This window comes from Arthrobacter sp. UYEF20 (assembly GCF_040546335.1).
Lineage (GTDB): Bacteria > Actinomycetota > Actinomycetes > Actinomycetales > Micrococcaceae > Arthrobacter.
On the sequence record NZ_JBEPNP010000012.1, the window covers coordinates 1 to 14,943 of the forward strand.

The 14,943-nt window shown below is 67.9% G+C and carries 12 protein-coding genes and 1 tRNA gene; 6 read left to right on the forward strand and 7 right to left on the reverse strand.

The features are described from left to right. Positions 1–720 precede the first annotated feature (720 nt). Positions 721–2,031 (forward strand): phosphoribosylamine--glycine ligase, encoded by a 1,311-nt coding sequence (gene purD / locus ABIB26_RS14065; protein ID WP_354244152.1) that lies wholly within the window; start codon positions 721–723, stop codon positions 2,029–2,031. 2 nt (positions 2,032–2,033) lie between these two features. Continuing rightward, entirely contained in the window at positions 2,034–3,011 is a 978-nt protein-coding gene (locus tag ABIB26_RS14070) for a phosphoribosylaminoimidazolesuccinocarboxamide synthase (protein WP_354244154.1), read from the forward strand. Between the two features lie 56 nt (positions 3,012–3,067). Here the strand turns inward: ABIB26_RS14070 and ABIB26_RS14075 are convergent, their stop codons facing one another. Continuing rightward, a complete protein-coding gene (locus ABIB26_RS14075) occupies positions 3,068–4,336 on the reverse strand; it encodes a helix-turn-helix domain-containing protein (protein WP_354244156.1) in 1,269 nt (422 codons plus the stop codon). Positions 4,337–4,466: 130 nt separating this feature from the next. Here ABIB26_RS14075 and ABIB26_RS14080 point away from each other — a divergent pair, with 130 nt between their 5' ends. Next, positions 4,467–4,685, forward strand: coding sequence for a hypothetical protein (locus ABIB26_RS14080; RefSeq protein WP_354244159.1), 219 nt, complete (start codon positions 4,467–4,469; stop codon positions 4,683–4,685). Between the two features lie 142 nt (positions 4,686–4,827). On the opposite strand, the gene ABIB26_RS14085 is transcribed toward ABIB26_RS14080, so the two are convergent. The 5 genes from ABIB26_RS14085 to ABIB26_RS14105 all read right to left on the reverse strand — a co-directional run bounded on the left by ABIB26_RS14085 (position 4,828) and on the right by ABIB26_RS14105 (position 12,217). After that, positions 4,828–4,904, reverse strand: a tRNA-Pro gene (locus ABIB26_RS14085). A 122-nt stretch (positions 4,905–5,026) separates the two neighbouring features. After that, positions 5,027–6,856, reverse strand: coding sequence for an ABC transporter ATP-binding protein (locus ABIB26_RS14090; protein ID WP_354244162.1), 1,830 nt, complete (start codon positions 6,854–6,856; stop codon positions 5,027–5,029). Further along, the gene (locus tag ABIB26_RS14095) at positions 6,853–8,697 is read right to left on the reverse strand and encodes an ABC transporter ATP-binding protein (RefSeq protein WP_354244164.1); all 1,845 of its coding nucleotides are present in this window, start codon (positions 8,695–8,697) and stop codon (positions 6,853–6,855) included. The genes ABIB26_RS14090 and ABIB26_RS14095 overlap by 4 nt, the downstream gene beginning before the upstream one ends. Before the next feature lie 310 nt (positions 8,698–9,007). Then, on the reverse strand, positions 9,008–9,955 hold the full coding sequence (locus ABIB26_RS14100; RefSeq protein ID WP_354244167.1) for a metallophosphoesterase: 948 nt from the start codon (positions 9,953–9,955) through the stop codon (positions 9,008–9,010). A 3-nt stretch (positions 9,956–9,958) separates the two neighbouring features. After that, positions 9,959–12,217 (reverse strand): transglycosylase domain-containing protein, encoded by a 2,259-nt coding sequence (locus tag ABIB26_RS14105; protein ID WP_354244170.1) that lies wholly within the window; start codon positions 12,215–12,217, stop codon positions 9,959–9,961. Between the two features lie 37 nt (positions 12,218–12,254). On the opposite strand from ABIB26_RS14105, the gene sp36 reads away from it, so the two are divergent. Genes sp36 through ABIB26_RS14120 form a run of 3 tightly spaced genes read left to right on the forward strand, consistent with a single transcriptional unit; the run spans position 12,255 to position 13,926 of the window. After that, a complete protein-coding gene (sp36, locus tag ABIB26_RS14110) occupies positions 12,255–12,410 on the forward strand; it encodes a Sp36 family protein (RefSeq protein WP_009359196.1) in 156 nt (51 codons plus the stop codon). 2 nt (positions 12,411–12,412) lie between these two features. Then, entirely contained in the window at positions 12,413–12,994 is a 582-nt protein-coding gene (locus ABIB26_RS14115) for a RidA family protein (RefSeq protein WP_354244173.1), read from the forward strand. A 17-nt stretch (positions 12,995–13,011) separates the two neighbouring features. Then, positions 13,012–13,926 carry an NUDIX hydrolase gene (locus ABIB26_RS14120; RefSeq protein WP_354244175.1) on the forward strand — a complete coding sequence of 305 codons (915 nt, stop codon included), beginning with the start codon at positions 13,012–13,014 and terminating at the stop codon, positions 13,924–13,926. A 334-nt stretch (positions 13,927–14,260) separates the two neighbouring features. Here the strand turns inward: ABIB26_RS14120 and ABIB26_RS14125 are convergent, their stop codons facing one another. After that, complete coding sequence (locus ABIB26_RS14125) at positions 14,261–14,938, reverse strand: Crp/Fnr family transcriptional regulator (protein WP_011693220.1); 678 nt, start codon at positions 14,936–14,938, stop codon at positions 14,261–14,263. Between the last annotated feature and the right edge of the window lie 5 nt (positions 14,939–14,943).

Consider the following 14,943-nt stretch of genomic DNA (forward strand, 5'->3'; position numbering starts at 1 on the left):
ACATGCCCATCCCTCGGGCGTTTGGATGGACATGGTGGCATTATGTCCAGTGCCCGCGGCCCGGACTGGGCATGTCCCGCGTTCGCAGGGCGTTTAGACTGGGCGGGCCCCGCGGATAGTCCCTGACCCACGGGACATGCCCATCCCTCGGGCGTTTGGATGGACATGGTGGCATTATGTCCAGTGCCCGCGGCCCGGACTGGGCATGTCCCGCGTTCGCAGGGCGTTTGGACTGGGCGGGCCCCGCGGATAGTCCCTGACCCACGGGACATGCCCTCCCCTCGGGCGCAGGGACGGACATGTTGGCTTATGTCCAGTGCCCGCGGCCCGCGCTGGGCATGTCCCGCGTTCGCGGGCGTTTGGACTGGGCGGGCCCCGCGGATTGTCCGTGCCCCACGGGACATGTCCATCCCTCGCCTGCAGGGATGGACATGGTGGCATTATGTCCAGTGCCCGCGGGCAGGACTGGGCATGTCCCGCGTTCGTGGGCGTTGAAGAGTGGGCATGTCCAGTTCCCGCGGATTGTCCCCGCCCCGCGGGACATGCCCATCCCTCGCCTGCAGGGATGGACATTGTGGCATTATGTCCAGTGCCCGCGGGCAGGACTGGGCATGTCCCGCGCTGGGCATGTCCCGCATTCGCAGGCGCTGAAGACGGGGCATGTCCAGTGGCAGACACAGCTTAGGAGCCTGCCCGGTCCACAAAGTACGCTTGGGGACTGTGAAGGTACTTGTCATCGGCCCCGGCGGCCGCGAACACGCCATTGTCCGATCCTTGCTCGCAGACCCCAACGTTTCCGAGGTCCACGCGGCCCCGGGCAACGCCGGCATCAGCAAGCTGGTCCCCACACACGCGATCGACGCGAACGACCCCGACGCCGTCGCGGCCCTGGCCACGAAGCTGACGGTCGATCTGGTGGTGGTGGGTCCCGAGGCGCCCCTCGCCTCCGGCGTGTCCGACGCCGTCCGCGCCGCCGGCATCCCGGTGTTCGGTCCCGGCAAGGCAGCAGCCCAGCTCGAGGCCTCGAAGGCCTTCGCCAAGGAAGTCATGGCCGAGGCGGGGGTCCCCACCGCGATGGCGCGGGTGGCCGGCAACGCCGAGGAGGCCGCCGACGCGCTCGACATTTTCGGGGCGCCCTATGTGGTGAAGGACGACGGCCTGGCCGCCGGCAAGGGCGTCGTCGTCACGAACAACCGCGACGAGGCCCTGGCGCACGCCCAGAGCTGCTTCGACGCCGGCGGCACCGTGGTGATCGAGGAATTCCTCGACGGCCCCGAGGTCTCCGTATTCGTGCTCTGCGACGGCCGCAACACCGTGGCTCTCTCCCCGGCCCAGGACTTCAAGCGCATCTTCGACAACGATGAAGGCCCGAACACCGGCGGCATGGGTGCCTACACCCCGCTGGAATGGGCCCCCGAAGGCCTCGTCCAGGAAGTCCTCGACCGCGTCGCCCAGCCCACGGTCAACCAGATGGCCCACCGCGGCACGCCGTTCGTCGGCGTGCTCTTCGTCGGCCTGGCACTGACCTCGCGCGGAACCCGCGTCATCGAATTCAACGTCCGCTTCGGCGACCCGGAAACCCAGGCAGTCCTGGCCCGGCTCAAGACGCCTCTCGGCGGCCTGTTGATGGCGGCCGCCAGGGGCGAACTGGACAAGGTCCAGCCGCTGCGCTGGTCCAAGGAGTCGGCCGTCGCCGTCGTCGTCGCCGCCGAAAACTACCCAGGAACGCCGCGCACAGGGGACCGGATCCGCGGGCTCAAGAAAGTCGAGAAGATCGAGGGCGTCCACGTCATCCATGCCGGCACCAGGCTCGACGCCGAGGGCAAGGTGGTGTCCGCCGGCGGGCGCGTGCTCGCCGTGGTGGCGCTGGGAACCGATCTCGTCGAGGCCCGGGAACGGGCGTACGACGGCGTCGAGCTGGTCCAACTGGAGGGCAGCCAGTTCCGCACCGACATCGGCGGCAAGGCCGCCCGCGGCGAGATCAAGGTCGCGACGCCCGGCGCCCCGGCGGCCACGAAAGCGAAGGCCTGAGCATGACCACGCCCGACTCCTCCCTCCCGGAAGCCACTGAACCCACCCCGTCCGCGCCGAGGGGCGGCCTGGACACCGCGACCCTGGACCTGCCGGGCTGGACGCACGTGTATTCGGGCAAGGTCCGTGACCTGTACCTTCCGGTGGATGAGAGCATTACCGAGCGGATGGGCCACGAGTGCGTCCTGGTGGTGGCAAGCGACCGGATCAGCGCCTACGACCACGTCCTGGCCAGCGAAATCCCGGACAAGGGCCGCATCCTCACCCAGCTCAGCCTCTGGTGGTTCGAGCAGCTGGGCGTGGAGCACCATGTGCTTGCGTCCACGGTCGACGGCGGGGTTCCCGCCGCGGTGGAGGGCCGCGCGATGATCTGCAAGAAGCTGGACATGTTCCCGGTCGAATGCATCGCCCGCGGCTACCTCACCGGTTCCGGCCTGGCCGAATACCGGCAGTCCGGCACCGTGTGCAGCATCCCGCTGCCGGACGGCCTGGTGGACGGGTCCCGGCTCGCCGGGGCGATCTTCACCCCCTCGGCGAAAGCCGAGGTGGGCGAGCACGACGAAAACATCACCTATGACGCCGTCGTCGGCATGGTGGGCGAGGACATCGCCGCCCGGCTGCGCGAACTCACCCTGGAGATCTACACGAAGGCCGAGGAAATCGCCCGCGGCCGCGGCATCATCCTGGCCGACACCAAAGTGGAGTTCGGCTTCGACGTCGCCAACGGCGTCATCACCCTGGGCGATGAGGTGCTCACTCCGGACTCCTCCCGGTTCTGGGATGCCGGCTCGTATGAACCCGGCAGTGCGCAGCCCTCCTATGACAAGCAGTACGTCCGGGACTGGCTGACCTCGCCCGATTCGGGCTGGGACAAGGCCTCCGATGCGGTGCCGCCCGCGCTGCCGGCCGACGTGGTCGCCCGGACCCGCAGCCGCTACGTGGAGGCGTACGAAAAGCTCACCGGCCGGACCTTCGCCTAGCCGGCCGGACGGAAGCCCGCAGGCCGGGACGCAACCCCGGCCGGCCGGACGCCCGGCTAGGCTTCCGCCGAGGCGGCGGCCTCCGCGCGGCGCTGCGCCAGCCGGATTTCCAGCACGGCGTCCATGGCCTGCTGGACCCGGTCGGAGGCGCCGGCGGCGCTGAACTCCTTCTGGGACTCCTCGAGGTAGACGAGGGCCTCGGACGCTTCGCCGGCGGCCTTGAGCGCCTTTCCGAGCAGCAGCGACACCTCCCCCGCGGTGTGCCGGGCCAGTGCCTCGCGCTCGGCATGGATCTCCCGCAGTTTCTGCACGGCGGCAACGATGTCGCCGGTCAGGTAGAGCCAGCGGGCGCGGATGAAAGCGACCTCAAGCTGGTCCGTCTTGTTGCCGCCCACGATCGAGAGCGCCAGTTCGGCCCGTTCGATCGAGGACAGGGTCTCCGGCTCCACGATCCCCGAGGACAGCCGGACGGCGGCGGAGGCCTTATTGAACCTGGCCCAGAGATCAATGTCATTGGCGGGGGAGAGCAGCTTCGCGGCACGCTCGTGGTACTTGATGCCCTCGGGATAGTCGTGGCGCATGAAGGCGACGTTCCCGATGACCCAGGCGACTTCGCCGGCGAGCTGCGTCATCGACTGGTCGTCCATCTGCTCGTTCATGGCCTGGCAGTACCCCCACGCCTCATCCAGCCGTCCGCTCTCGGCCAGCGCGCCAATGAGCGCACGCAGGGCGCCGATGATCATGGTCGAGCCCTGGGGCAGCTGGGCGCAGAGCCGCACCGCTTCCTGCGCATGCCCGACGGCGGCCGTCAGCTGACCTTGCCCCTGCGAGGCGGCGGCGAGCATCTGCTGCGCCCTGACGCCAAGGCCCGCCGATTCCGCGGCAAGGGGGTGGTCCAGCAGGTGCTGGACCACGTTCTTGCACTCCTGCCACAGGCCCTGCTTGATCAGGCATTCGGCCTGCATGTAGGTCATGTTCCACCACGCGCTGGTGTTTTTGGCTGCCTGGGCGATCTGGGCGGCGTTCGCCGCGTGCGTGGCCGCCAGCGGGTAGTCCCGGAGGTCCCAGGCCTGCCGGGCGTATAGGCCGGCGAGCACGTACTCGGCGTCGCTGACGGACACGGGATGGCTCCAGGCCTCCAGTGCCTTGGGCGCGAGTTCGAGCCGGCGGGCCAGCTCCTCGATGACCTCTGCGGTGGGTTCGCGGCGTCCGGTTTCCAGCAGCGAGATGTAGCTGGGCGAGTACAGGTCCCGGCCCAGTTCCGCCTGGGTCAGGCCACGTTCCAGCCGTTCCGCGCGGAGCTTCTCCCCAAATCCGTTCCCCACGGAGACCTCCTAATTCCGGACATTCTATGTACTAAATGCTTGACAGACCCTGTGGAAAACATTTTACAATGGATGTCAACAAGGGTAGTGCTGACTTGGTAAAGGATTCCGACCCATATTGAGGAACTCTATGTTGAAGAAGATTGCAGCCGGCGCCGTTCTGGCGGGCGCCCTGGCTTTCTCTGCTGCGGCTCCGGCCGTTCTGTCCGCTGCTTCCATCGCCGACAACGCCGGTATCACGAGGGTCGGTAACTGGCCGGATCCGATGCGCGCCCCCCAGGCGGTAGGCAACTGGCCGGATCCGATGTCCAACGCCACCAACGTCGGCAACTGGCCCGACCCAATGTAACTTCCACAGCTAGGCGTCACAGCCCCGGGACATGCGGAACCATGTCCCGGGGCTGTTTCTTTGGTTGGGGACCGCCCCGCCCCCGTCCCCACATCGGCACGCAAAGAAGAGGGCCCTCCGAATGGAAGACCCTCTTCTTGATTGGTCGGGATGACAGGATTTGAACCTGCGACCTCGTCGTCCCGAACGACGCGCGCTACCAAGCTGCGCCACATCCCGATCCGCTGCTACAAAAGCAACTTCACAAGAGTATCCGATTGGAGCCCCGGATGCGAAATCGGCCGGACGCCCGGCCCGCGGAACGCCCCGGCGCCGGGCCCGGCCGCGGCACACCAGGCGGCTCAGACCAGCGAGTCTTTCCACGCCCCGTGCAGCTGCGCGAAGCGCCCGCCGCCGCCGATCAGTTCCTCCGGGGTCCCGTCCTCGACCACCCGGCCGTCGTGGACCACCAGGACCCGGTCAGCGGTCTCCACCGTGGACAGGCGGTGCGCGATGATCAGCGCCGTCCTCCCGGCGTCGCTGCCGGTGCCCCGCAGCAGGCCCGCAAGGCCGGTCTGCACGAGCCGCTCGGACGGGATGTCGAGCGAAGACGTCGCCTCGTCAAGGATCAGCACCGCCGGGCGCGCCAGGAAGGCCCGGGCGAAGCTGATCAGCTGCCGCTGCCCGGCCGAGACGCGGCCGCCGCGCTTGTTGACATCGGTGTCATAGCCCTCCGGGAGGTCCTGGATGAAGCCGTGGGCGCCCACGGCCCGGGCCGCGTCCTCGATCTCCTGCCGGGAGGCCCCGGGCCGGCCCAGGGCGATGTTGTCCGCCACCGATCCGCTGAACAGGAAGGCCTCCTGGGTGACCATGACAACGTTCCGCCGCAGATCCGCCGTCGTGAGCCGGCGCAGGTCCACGCCGTCGAGCGTGAGGGAGCCGGAGGAGACGTCGTAAAAGCGGGCAATCAGCTTGGCCAGCGTGGATTTCCCGGCGCCGGTCTGGCCCACCAGGGCCACGGTCTGTCCGGCGGGGATGTGCAGGTCCATCGTCGGGATGATCACCGGGCCGTCCCCGTAACGGAATTCGACCCCGCGGAAATCGATCGTGCCCTTCGCGTCGTGCAGGGCCACCGGGTCCCTGGGCGGCCGGACGGTGGGGACCTCCTCGAGCAGCCCGGAGACCTTTTCAAGGGCCGCCTGGGCGCTCTGGAAGGAGTTGTAGAACATCGCCATCTGGTCCACCGGCTGGAAGAAGCGCTTGGTGGACAGGATCAGGGCCAGCAGCACGCCGACGGCGAGCTCGCCGCCGAGCACCCGGAAGCCCCCGGAGAGCAGCACGACGGCGACGCAGACGTTCCCGATCAGCACCAGGCCGGGCTGGAAGATGCCGTTGAGGTTGATCGACCGGACGGTGACCTTGCGGTAGTCCTCGGAGAGCTCGGTGTAGCGTGCGGAGTTTTCGCGTTCCTTGCGGAAGGCCTTGACCGCGCGGATCCCCGTCATGGTCTCGACGAAGTGGACGATCAGCCGGGCCGAGACCACGCGCGATTCGCGGAAGGCGATCTGGGAGTGCTTCTGGTACCAGCGGGCCAGGAAGTACATCGGCACGCCGGCGGCCAGCACCAGCAGCCCGCTGCGCCAGTCGAGCGCGAAGATGGTGGCGGCCGTGAACACCATGAACAGCATCCCGGACGCGAGCGAGCTGACGCCGGAGTCCAGGAGCTCGCGCAGCGCCTCCAGATCCGAGGTCTGCCGGGCGATGATCCGGCCGGAGGTGTATTTTTCGTGGAATTCCAGACTCAGCCGCTGGGTGTGCCGGAAGACCCGGACCCGGAGGTCCAGCAGCATCGCCTGGCTGAGTTTCGCCGTCGAGGTGACGTACAGGGCGGTGAGGCCCGCCGTCGCGACGGCGGCGGCGAGGTAGGCGGCGCCCGTGAGCACCAGCGGGAGGTTGTCGCCGCCGCGCAGGGCCGGCAGGGCGCGGTCGATGCCGAAGGCGATCAGTGCCGGTCCGGCCACGCGCGCGGCCTGGGAGAGCACCACCGCGGCGATGGTCAGCCAGAACCGGCGGCGGACCGGGCGGATCAGGGAGCCCAGCAGGGCCAGGGAACGGCGCTGGACGGTCTTGCTCTCGCTCCTGGACAGGTGCGCGTTGTCCTCGTTGGCGGTGCCGAAGGTTGCGCTGCTCATCGGGAAATCTCCTCGGCCTCGAGGGCTGACAGTTCGGAGTCCTGCAGTTCGGAGTCGAGGTCCCGCGGTTCCGGGTCCAGGCTGGCGATCACGTAGCGGTAGTGGCTGTTCTGCGCCAGCAGCTCGGCGTGGGTGCCGACGGCGGTGATGCGGCCGTCCTCCAGCAGCGCCACCCGGTCCGCCAGCACCACGGTGGACGGGCGGTGCGCGACGACCAGCGTGGTGGTGTCCGCGAGGACCTCCCGCAGCCGGTGCTCGACGAGTTTCTCCGTATTCACGTCCAGGGCCGAGAGGGGATCGTCGAGGACCAGCACCCTGGGCCTCGCGGCGATGGCCCGGGCCAGGGCGATGCGCTGCCGCTGGCCGCCGGAGAGGCTGAGCCCTTCGTCGCCGATCAGGGTGTCGAGCCCCTCCGGCAGGGAGTACGCGAAGTGGGCCTGGGCGACGTCGAGCGCCTCCGCCAGGGCTTCCTCGCGGGCTTCCTCGCGGCGCTCCGCCGAACTGGTGCCGGGGACGCCGAGCAGCACGTTGTCCCGCACGGAGCTGGAGAACAGGGTGGTGTCCTCGAAGGCCACGGCGACGACGGTCCGCAGTTCCTCGACGCTGAACTCGCGCAGGTCCACGCCGTCGATCGTGATGGAGCCGTCCGTGACGTCGTAGAGCCTTGGCACCAGCTGGAGCAGGGCGCTTTTGCCGCTTCCCGTGATGCCGACCAGGGCCATGGTCTCGCCCGGTTTGATCTCCAGGCTGATGTCCTTCAGGATCGGCTTGTCCGGGGCGTCCTCGAAGGCGAACGTGGCGTGGTGGAAGCTGAGGGCGCCGTTGAGCTCGGCGGGGCGGCGCGGGTCCTCCGGGCTGGTGATGGTGTTGGCCGAGTCCATCACCTCGAAGTGGCGGTCCACCGCCGTCTTGGCCGTGAGTGCCATGGCCAGCAGCATGCCGCAGAACTCGACCGGGGCCGCGATCACGGCCGCGGTGGCGAAGAAGGCCACGAGGGCGCCGATGCTCAGTTCGCCGGTGGAGGCCAGCAGGATGCCGGCGACGAGACCTGCGCCGAGGGCCAGCTCGGGCAGCAGCGTCACCACCAGGCTGAAGGCGGCCAGATGCTTGGCCTTGGCGATCTCGGTCTGGCGGAGTTCCTCGGCCTGTTCGTTGAAGTTCTCCAGCGCCTCCCGGCTGCGGCCGAAGGCCTTGAGCACGCGGATGCCGTGGACGGATTCCTCCACCGTGGTGGCGAGATCGCCGGCCTGGTCCTGGCTGCGGCGCGCCACCTTGCTGAAGCGGGTGCGGAAGCGGAAGCCGTAGATCATGATCGGCACCGCGGCGGCGAGGAAGATCAGGGCCAGCTGCCAGCTCATGGAGAACATCACGACGACGCCGATCACCACGGTCAGGGTGGTGACCACGAGCATGATCGCGCCGAAGGCCATCCAGCGCCGCAGGAAGTTCAGGTCGGTCATGGCGCGGGAGAGTAGCTGTCCGGAACCCCAGCGGTCATGGAAGGTCACCGTGAGGTCCTGCAGGTGGCCGTACAGCGACACCCGCATCCGGGTCTCGACGGTGGTGGCGGGGTTGATGACGAACTGCCGCCGCAGGGCCACGAGGCCCGCTTCGGCCACGCCCAGGCCCAGGATCACGAGTGAGGCGATCCAGACCGCGTCCGCATTCCCGCCCGGGCGGAGGGATTCATTGACCAGGACCCGCAGCACCTGGGGTATGGTCAGCGCCACCACGCTGGCCAGCAGCGCGCAGAGCAGGCCCATGACGAGCCGCGGCAAAATCGGCCTGACGTGGGGATAGAGACGGCTGATGGAGGAGAAAAAGGGAGTCTGCTTGGCCATGCCTGCTTCTTAAAACGCGCCTGCGAAGTATCTAACGCAACAGGATGTAGTTTCCTGTAGCAACTACCTTAGGCCATCGGGTGACCGGGTTCACATGAAATTGGACAGCTTCAGGATCTCGCCTGGTAATTACATTCCGCAATGGCCGCCCGGCGCGGCTGCCCCAGTGGGACATGCCCCGTCCTGGTGGCGGGGAGTGGGCATAGACCCGTCCGTCCGTGGTACATGTCCCCTCCTGGCGGCGGGGAGTGGGCATAGGCCCGCTATGTCCATCCGTGGACCCCAGGGGAGGGCATGTCCCGCGGTGGGCTCAGGAACGCGAGGTCAGGGTGAGCAGCACGGCCTCGGGTCTGCAGGCGATGCGGACCGGGGCGAAGCGGGAGGTGCCGATCCCGCCGGAGACGTTCACCGGCGTCGTGCGTCCGTTGCTTTCCCAATCGTTGAGTCCCTTGGCGCGCCACGTGGGGAGGTCGCAGTTGGCGACGAGGGCGCCGTAGCCCGGGATGCAGATCTGGCCGCCGTGGGTGTGCCCTGCGAGCAGCAGGTCCGCCCCGTCCGCCGTGAAGTGGTCCAGCACCCGCTGGTAGGGGGCATGCGCGACGGCGACCCGCAGGTGCGCTGACGCGTCCTGGCCCTTGGTGCCGCGCGGCCAGCCCGCGTAGCGCTCCAGGCCCAGGTGCGGATCGTCGACGCCGGAGAAATCAACGCGCAGGCCCTTGATGACAAGTGACTGGGACCGGTTGGTGAGGTCCACCCAGCCGCCCATCCCGAAGCCGGCGCGTAGCCGCGGCCAGTCCAGCTCGACCGGGTTCTGGCGCTCGCCGGACGGCCCGCGCAGGTAGGTGGCGGGATTCCTGAGCTGCGGGCCGAAGTAGTCGTTGGAACCGGGCACGAAGACGCCCGGGAACTCCATCAGGGGCCCCATTGCCTGCAGCAGGGGTTCCACCGCCTTGACATGACTGAGGTTGTCCCCGGTGTTCACGACGAGATCGGGCTGCAGCTCCGCCAGCGAGGCGAGCCATCCGGCCTTCCGGTGCTGGCCGGGTACGAAGTGGATGTCGCTGAGGTGCAGCACCCGGAGCGGGCCGTGGCCCGGCGGCAGGATGGCCAGGGATTCTTCGCGCAGGACAAACTGGTTCTTCTCCCACAGCCCGTAGCCGACGGCGGCCGCCCCGGTCGCTGCGCCGACCGCCGCGGTGACGGCAAAGCCGCGCCCGATACCTCGGACGCGGCCTGCCAGCGTGGTTTCCCCGGCCACCGACTACTTCTTCTTGTCGCTGGGGCTCGGTGATGGCTTCGGTTTGTCGGTGGGCGACGGCTCGTCTTCCTTGGTCGGCGGCGTCGTCGGGCGCACGATCGGCGCGGGACCGGTGACCAGGTTGGACGGCGGGGCGGGGAACGGGTTGGTGCCGTAGGCCGGCGCCACCTGGGCCATGTAGTTCGAGAACTGCGGCCCCGCGATCATGTAACCGTCGATGCCCTTGTAGAACTTGCCGTTGATCGTGATGTTACGCCCGAACCGGTCCTGGGCGCCGAGGGCATCGCCGAACCAGGACGCCGTCGCCAGGCCGCTGGTGTAACCGACCACCCAGGTGGAGTTGTTGGGGTCGTTGGTGCCGGTCTTGGCCGCGATGGGGAACGTGGTCCGGGTGGAAATCCGCGGCTGGATCAGGGAGCCGGAGCCCCGGTTAAGGACTTCCTGGAGGGCGTAGCTCACGCCGCGGGCCACCTCCGGGTTGATCGCGTCCCGGCAGTTCGTGGCCTGGGCAGGAAGCTGGGCGCCGCTCTGGTCCGTCACCGACTCGATGGCGATCGGTTCGCAGTACTTGCCGTCGTTGGCGAAGGTGGCAAACGCGCTGGCCATGGTCAGCGGCGACGTCTGGGTGGCGCCGATCAGGTTGGAGAGCCTGGTCATGGGGACCGGTTCGTTGGTCTGCCCCGCGTGGATGCCCACGGCGTCGACGACCTTCTGGATGCCGCAGAGGTCCACCTGGGCCGCGGTGGCGAACGTCATGGTGTTGATGGAGTTCGCCAGGCCGTCCAGGACGGACATGTTCTTGTAGTAGCCCTCCTCGGCGTTCTGCAGGTCATCGGCCGCACCCAGGCCCTTCTCGGCGGTGTTGTAGGCACCGTCCTTGGGGGTAGGGCAGGTGTTCCGCCACCGGTAGTTCAAGGGGTACCGCCGCACGGCACCGTTGAGGACGGTGTTCATGGACTTGCCCTCATTGAGCCACTCCGCGAAGGTGAAGGGCTTCATCGTGGAGCCCGGCTGGAAACCGCCCAGGCCGTTGAGGTCTCCGCCCTGGGCGTCCTTGGAATCAACGTTGAAGTTGATGACGTTGTTGAACTTTCCTTCGGCTTCCAGCCATTGCGTGTTCTGGGCCATGGAGACGATCTTGCCCGAGCCCGGCTGCACGGACACCAGCGAGGCGCCCCACTTGTCCGGGTTGGCGCCGGCGGAAGCGTCGACCTGGGTCTGGGCCACGGCCTGGGCATTGGGATCGAGCGTGGTCTTGATGGTCAGGCCGCCGCGGAAAATCTTCCGCTCGCGCTCTTTGGCGTCGGCGCCGTAGGCCGGGTTATTCAGGAGCAGGTGCAGCGCGTAGTCGCAGAAGTACGGTGCCGTCGTCGAGTAGGCGCAGCCCTGGCGCGGCTGAGTGACTTTGGTTTCCACCGGCGTCGCGACGGCGGCGTCATAGTCGGCCTGCTGGATCTTGCCCTGGCTCAGCATGGCATGGAGCACGAGGTCTCGCCGGTTCTTGGCGTTCTCCGGGTTGGTGACGGGGTCAAAGTAGGACGGGCTGTTCACGACGCCGGCCAGCAGCGCGGCCTGCGGAAGGGTGAGGTCCTTGGCCGTGGTGCTGAAAAATAAACTGGACGCGGCTTCGATGCCGTAGGCGTCCCGGTTGAAGAACACGATATTCAGGTAGCCCTCAAGGATCTGTTCCTTGGTGAACGTCTTCTCCAGTGCGATGGCGAGCTTCATCTCGCGGAGCTTGTCCCCAACGCCCTTGTTGACGCCGTTCAGGAGCACCTGGTCGCTCTTGCCCTCGGCCTCGAGGGAGGAGTTGATGACGTTGTTGACGTACTGCTGCGTGATGGTCGAGGCGCCCTGTTTGTTGCCGCGGGCGGTGCTGACGAGGGCGCGCAGGATGCCGGTGGTGTCCACGCCGCCGTGCTCGTAGAAGCGGCTGTCCTCGATCGCGATGACCGCGTCCTTGATGTACGGGGACATCTGGTCCAGTGACACCTTGGTGCGGTTTTCATCGTAGAGGTTGGCGATCACGCTGCCGTCCGAGGCCAGGATCGTGGTCGACTGGCTGGGCGGATCCACCTTGAGCTCGGCCGGGAGGGTGTCAAAGAATTTGATCGACCCGCTGGCTGCACTGCCGGAAACAGCAGCCGCCGGGACCAGCAGCCCCGCCACCAGGACACCACAAAGGGCGCTCACGCCCAGGAAAAGAAAGATCTTTCCGAGGGTGGTGGCCGTGTCGAATAAAGGGTTCTTACCAGTCGCCATGTTTTCCACTTTACCGGCAACGACTAGGCTTACGTTCATGACGAAATGGGAGTACGCCACGATTCCGCTGATCATCCACGCCACAAAGCAGATCCTGGACCAGTGGGGCGAGGACGGCTGGGAGCTTGTCCAAGTTGTTCCCGGCCCTGACGGAAACGGCTTGGTTGCCTACCTGAAGAGGGAGAAGCAGTAGCCATGAGCACCCCAGCAGCCGCCACTCCGGGGGCACCGGAACGCGCCGAAAACACGGACAGCAACAGCGACAGCAACACCGCAAACACGGGCGCGTCGTCCGCCGTCGAACAGCGCCTCGCCGAGCTCGGCCTGACCCTGCCGGAGGTCGCCGCCCCGGTGGCCGCCTACGTCCCGGCCGTCATTTCCGGCAACCACGTCTACACCTCCGGCCAGCTGCCGTTCATCAACGGCAAGCTCGAGGCCACCGGCAAGGTCTCCGCCGGCACGGAGGGTACCTCCGACGAGCCCACCGTTTCCCCGGAAGCGGCGAAGGACTACGCGGCCGTGTGTGCCGTGAACGCGCTGGCCGCGGTGAAGAGCGTCATCGGAGACCTCGACCGCATCACGCGGATCGTCAAGGTGGTCGGCTTCGTCTCGTCCGATCCGTCCTTCACCGGCCAGCCCGGCGTCATCAACGGTGCCTCCGAGCTGCTGGGCAAGGTCCTCGGGGACGCCGGCCAGCACGCACGTTCGGCCGTCGGCGTATCTGTCCTGCCGCTCGACTCTCCCGTTGAAGTCGAACTGATCGCCGAATTCGCCTAGAGGGCCGGTCACTTCCCGTGCCTCAGTTAGCCCGACGCCTGTTCGTTCTTCCCCCGGATCTTGAGGGGGCGGCCCGCAGCTGGATTGAACACGGCGAGAGGACGCCCCGCGCCGCCCGCTTCGCGTCCTCCGTGGTCCTGCTGCGTGATTCGCCGACCGGCCTGGAGACCTGGCTGGGTTACCGGCCGGGATCTTCGCCGCTGGGCGTGCTGGCCTTCCCGGGAGGCTCACTGGACGCGTCCGACGACGACGCCGTCGGCTGGCTGGGCCCCTCGCCCCAGCATTGGGCCGAGCAGATGGGCACGGCCGACGTCGGGCTGGCGCGCCGCCACGTGGTGGGCGCCATCCGCGAGCTGTTCGAGGAGGCCGGCATCCTGCTGGCCGGGCCGGACCTGTCCGCCACCGTGGAGGCGACCTCAACCGCCGAGTGGATGCGTGCCCGCGAAGCCGTGGCTGCACAGGAAAAGTCGTTCACGGATGTCCTCGCCAAACGCGGGCTCTCGGTGCGGACCGACCTGCTGAAGCCGCTGGTCAACTGGCTCAGCCCCGACTTCGCGCACCGCCGCTTCAACACGCGCTATTTCGCGGCCACCGTGCCCGTGAACCAGCAGCCCTCACTGCTGGCCAGCAAGGGCGTGTGGGGCCGGTGGGTCTGCGTCCGCAATGCCATGATCGAGCGGGACACGACGGTACTCGGCGACGAGGTGGGCCAGGAGAACACCGTCGGGCTGCCCCTGGGCCAGCTCCTGGTGCCCGGCTCCGAGATCATGATGGAGAAGATGGCCGCCGCCAACGGCTGCATCGCGTACCTGAGCTACAAGCGCAAGGCCCACGTCTACCAGCCCAAGCTCGTCGAGGAAGAAGACGGCCGGCTCATGCTCGAGGTGGAGGCCGCGAAAACCGTCGCCGGCGAGCCGCAACGGGAACGCTGACCAGGCTCCTTGCCGAACGCTGACGGGCGCTGTGCCCTATGGTGACCCGCTCTGTGTCCTCAGCCGGGCCCCGGTCCGCGAGCATGCCCCATCTTCGACCCCACCACTGGACATGCCCTCCGCTCATCTTGCCGTCTGAGGGACATGCGCTGCCCTTCCGCTGACCGGTGGACATAGTGGCATTATGTCCACTCCTCGCCGCCAGCACTGGGCATGTCCCGCCGGCCCGGTCGCCAGGACTGGGCGGTCCCGCGGGGTGGGCTAAACGGGGGCTTAAACGCCGAAGGCCGGCTCCGTCTATACGGGGCCGGCCTTCGTGTGACGCTGAATACTGTCAGCGGGAGCGCTGGCGGAGGCGCTGCATGTCGAGGATGACGACGGCGCGGGCTTCGAGGCGCAGCCAGCCGCGCTGGACGAACTCGGCGAGTGCCTTGTTGACTGTCTCTCGGGATGCGCCCACCAGCTGGGCCAGTTCTTCCTGGGTCAGCTCATGGGCCACCAGGACGCCGTCGGTTGCGGGGCGGCCGAAGCGGTCGGCGAGGTCCAGCAGGGCCTTGGCAACGCGGCCGGGGACGTCGGAGAACACGAGGTCGGACAGAGAATCGTTGGTGCGGCGCAGCCGGCGGGCCAGCGCCTGCAGCAGCTGTGCGGAAACTTCCGGGCGCGTACGCAGCAGGGCGTTGAGGCTCTCGTTCTTCAGCCCGGCCAGCCGCGTTTCCGAAACAGCCGTAGCTGTGGCAGTGCGGGGGCTCGGATCGAACAGCGCCATTTCGCCGAACAGCTCGCCCGGGCCGAGGATGGCGAGCAGCGACTCGCGGCCGTCGGGGGAGGTGCGGCCCAGCTTCACCTTGCCGGACACGATGAAGTACAGCTGGTCACCCTGGTCGCCTTCCCGGAATACCGAGGCTCCGCGTGAGAGATCCACCTCGGTGAGCTCGTCCGTCAACAGACGGAACGCCTCGTCGTCGAGCGTGGCGAAAAGGGGTGCGCGGCGCAATACCTCGATGTCCATGAAAT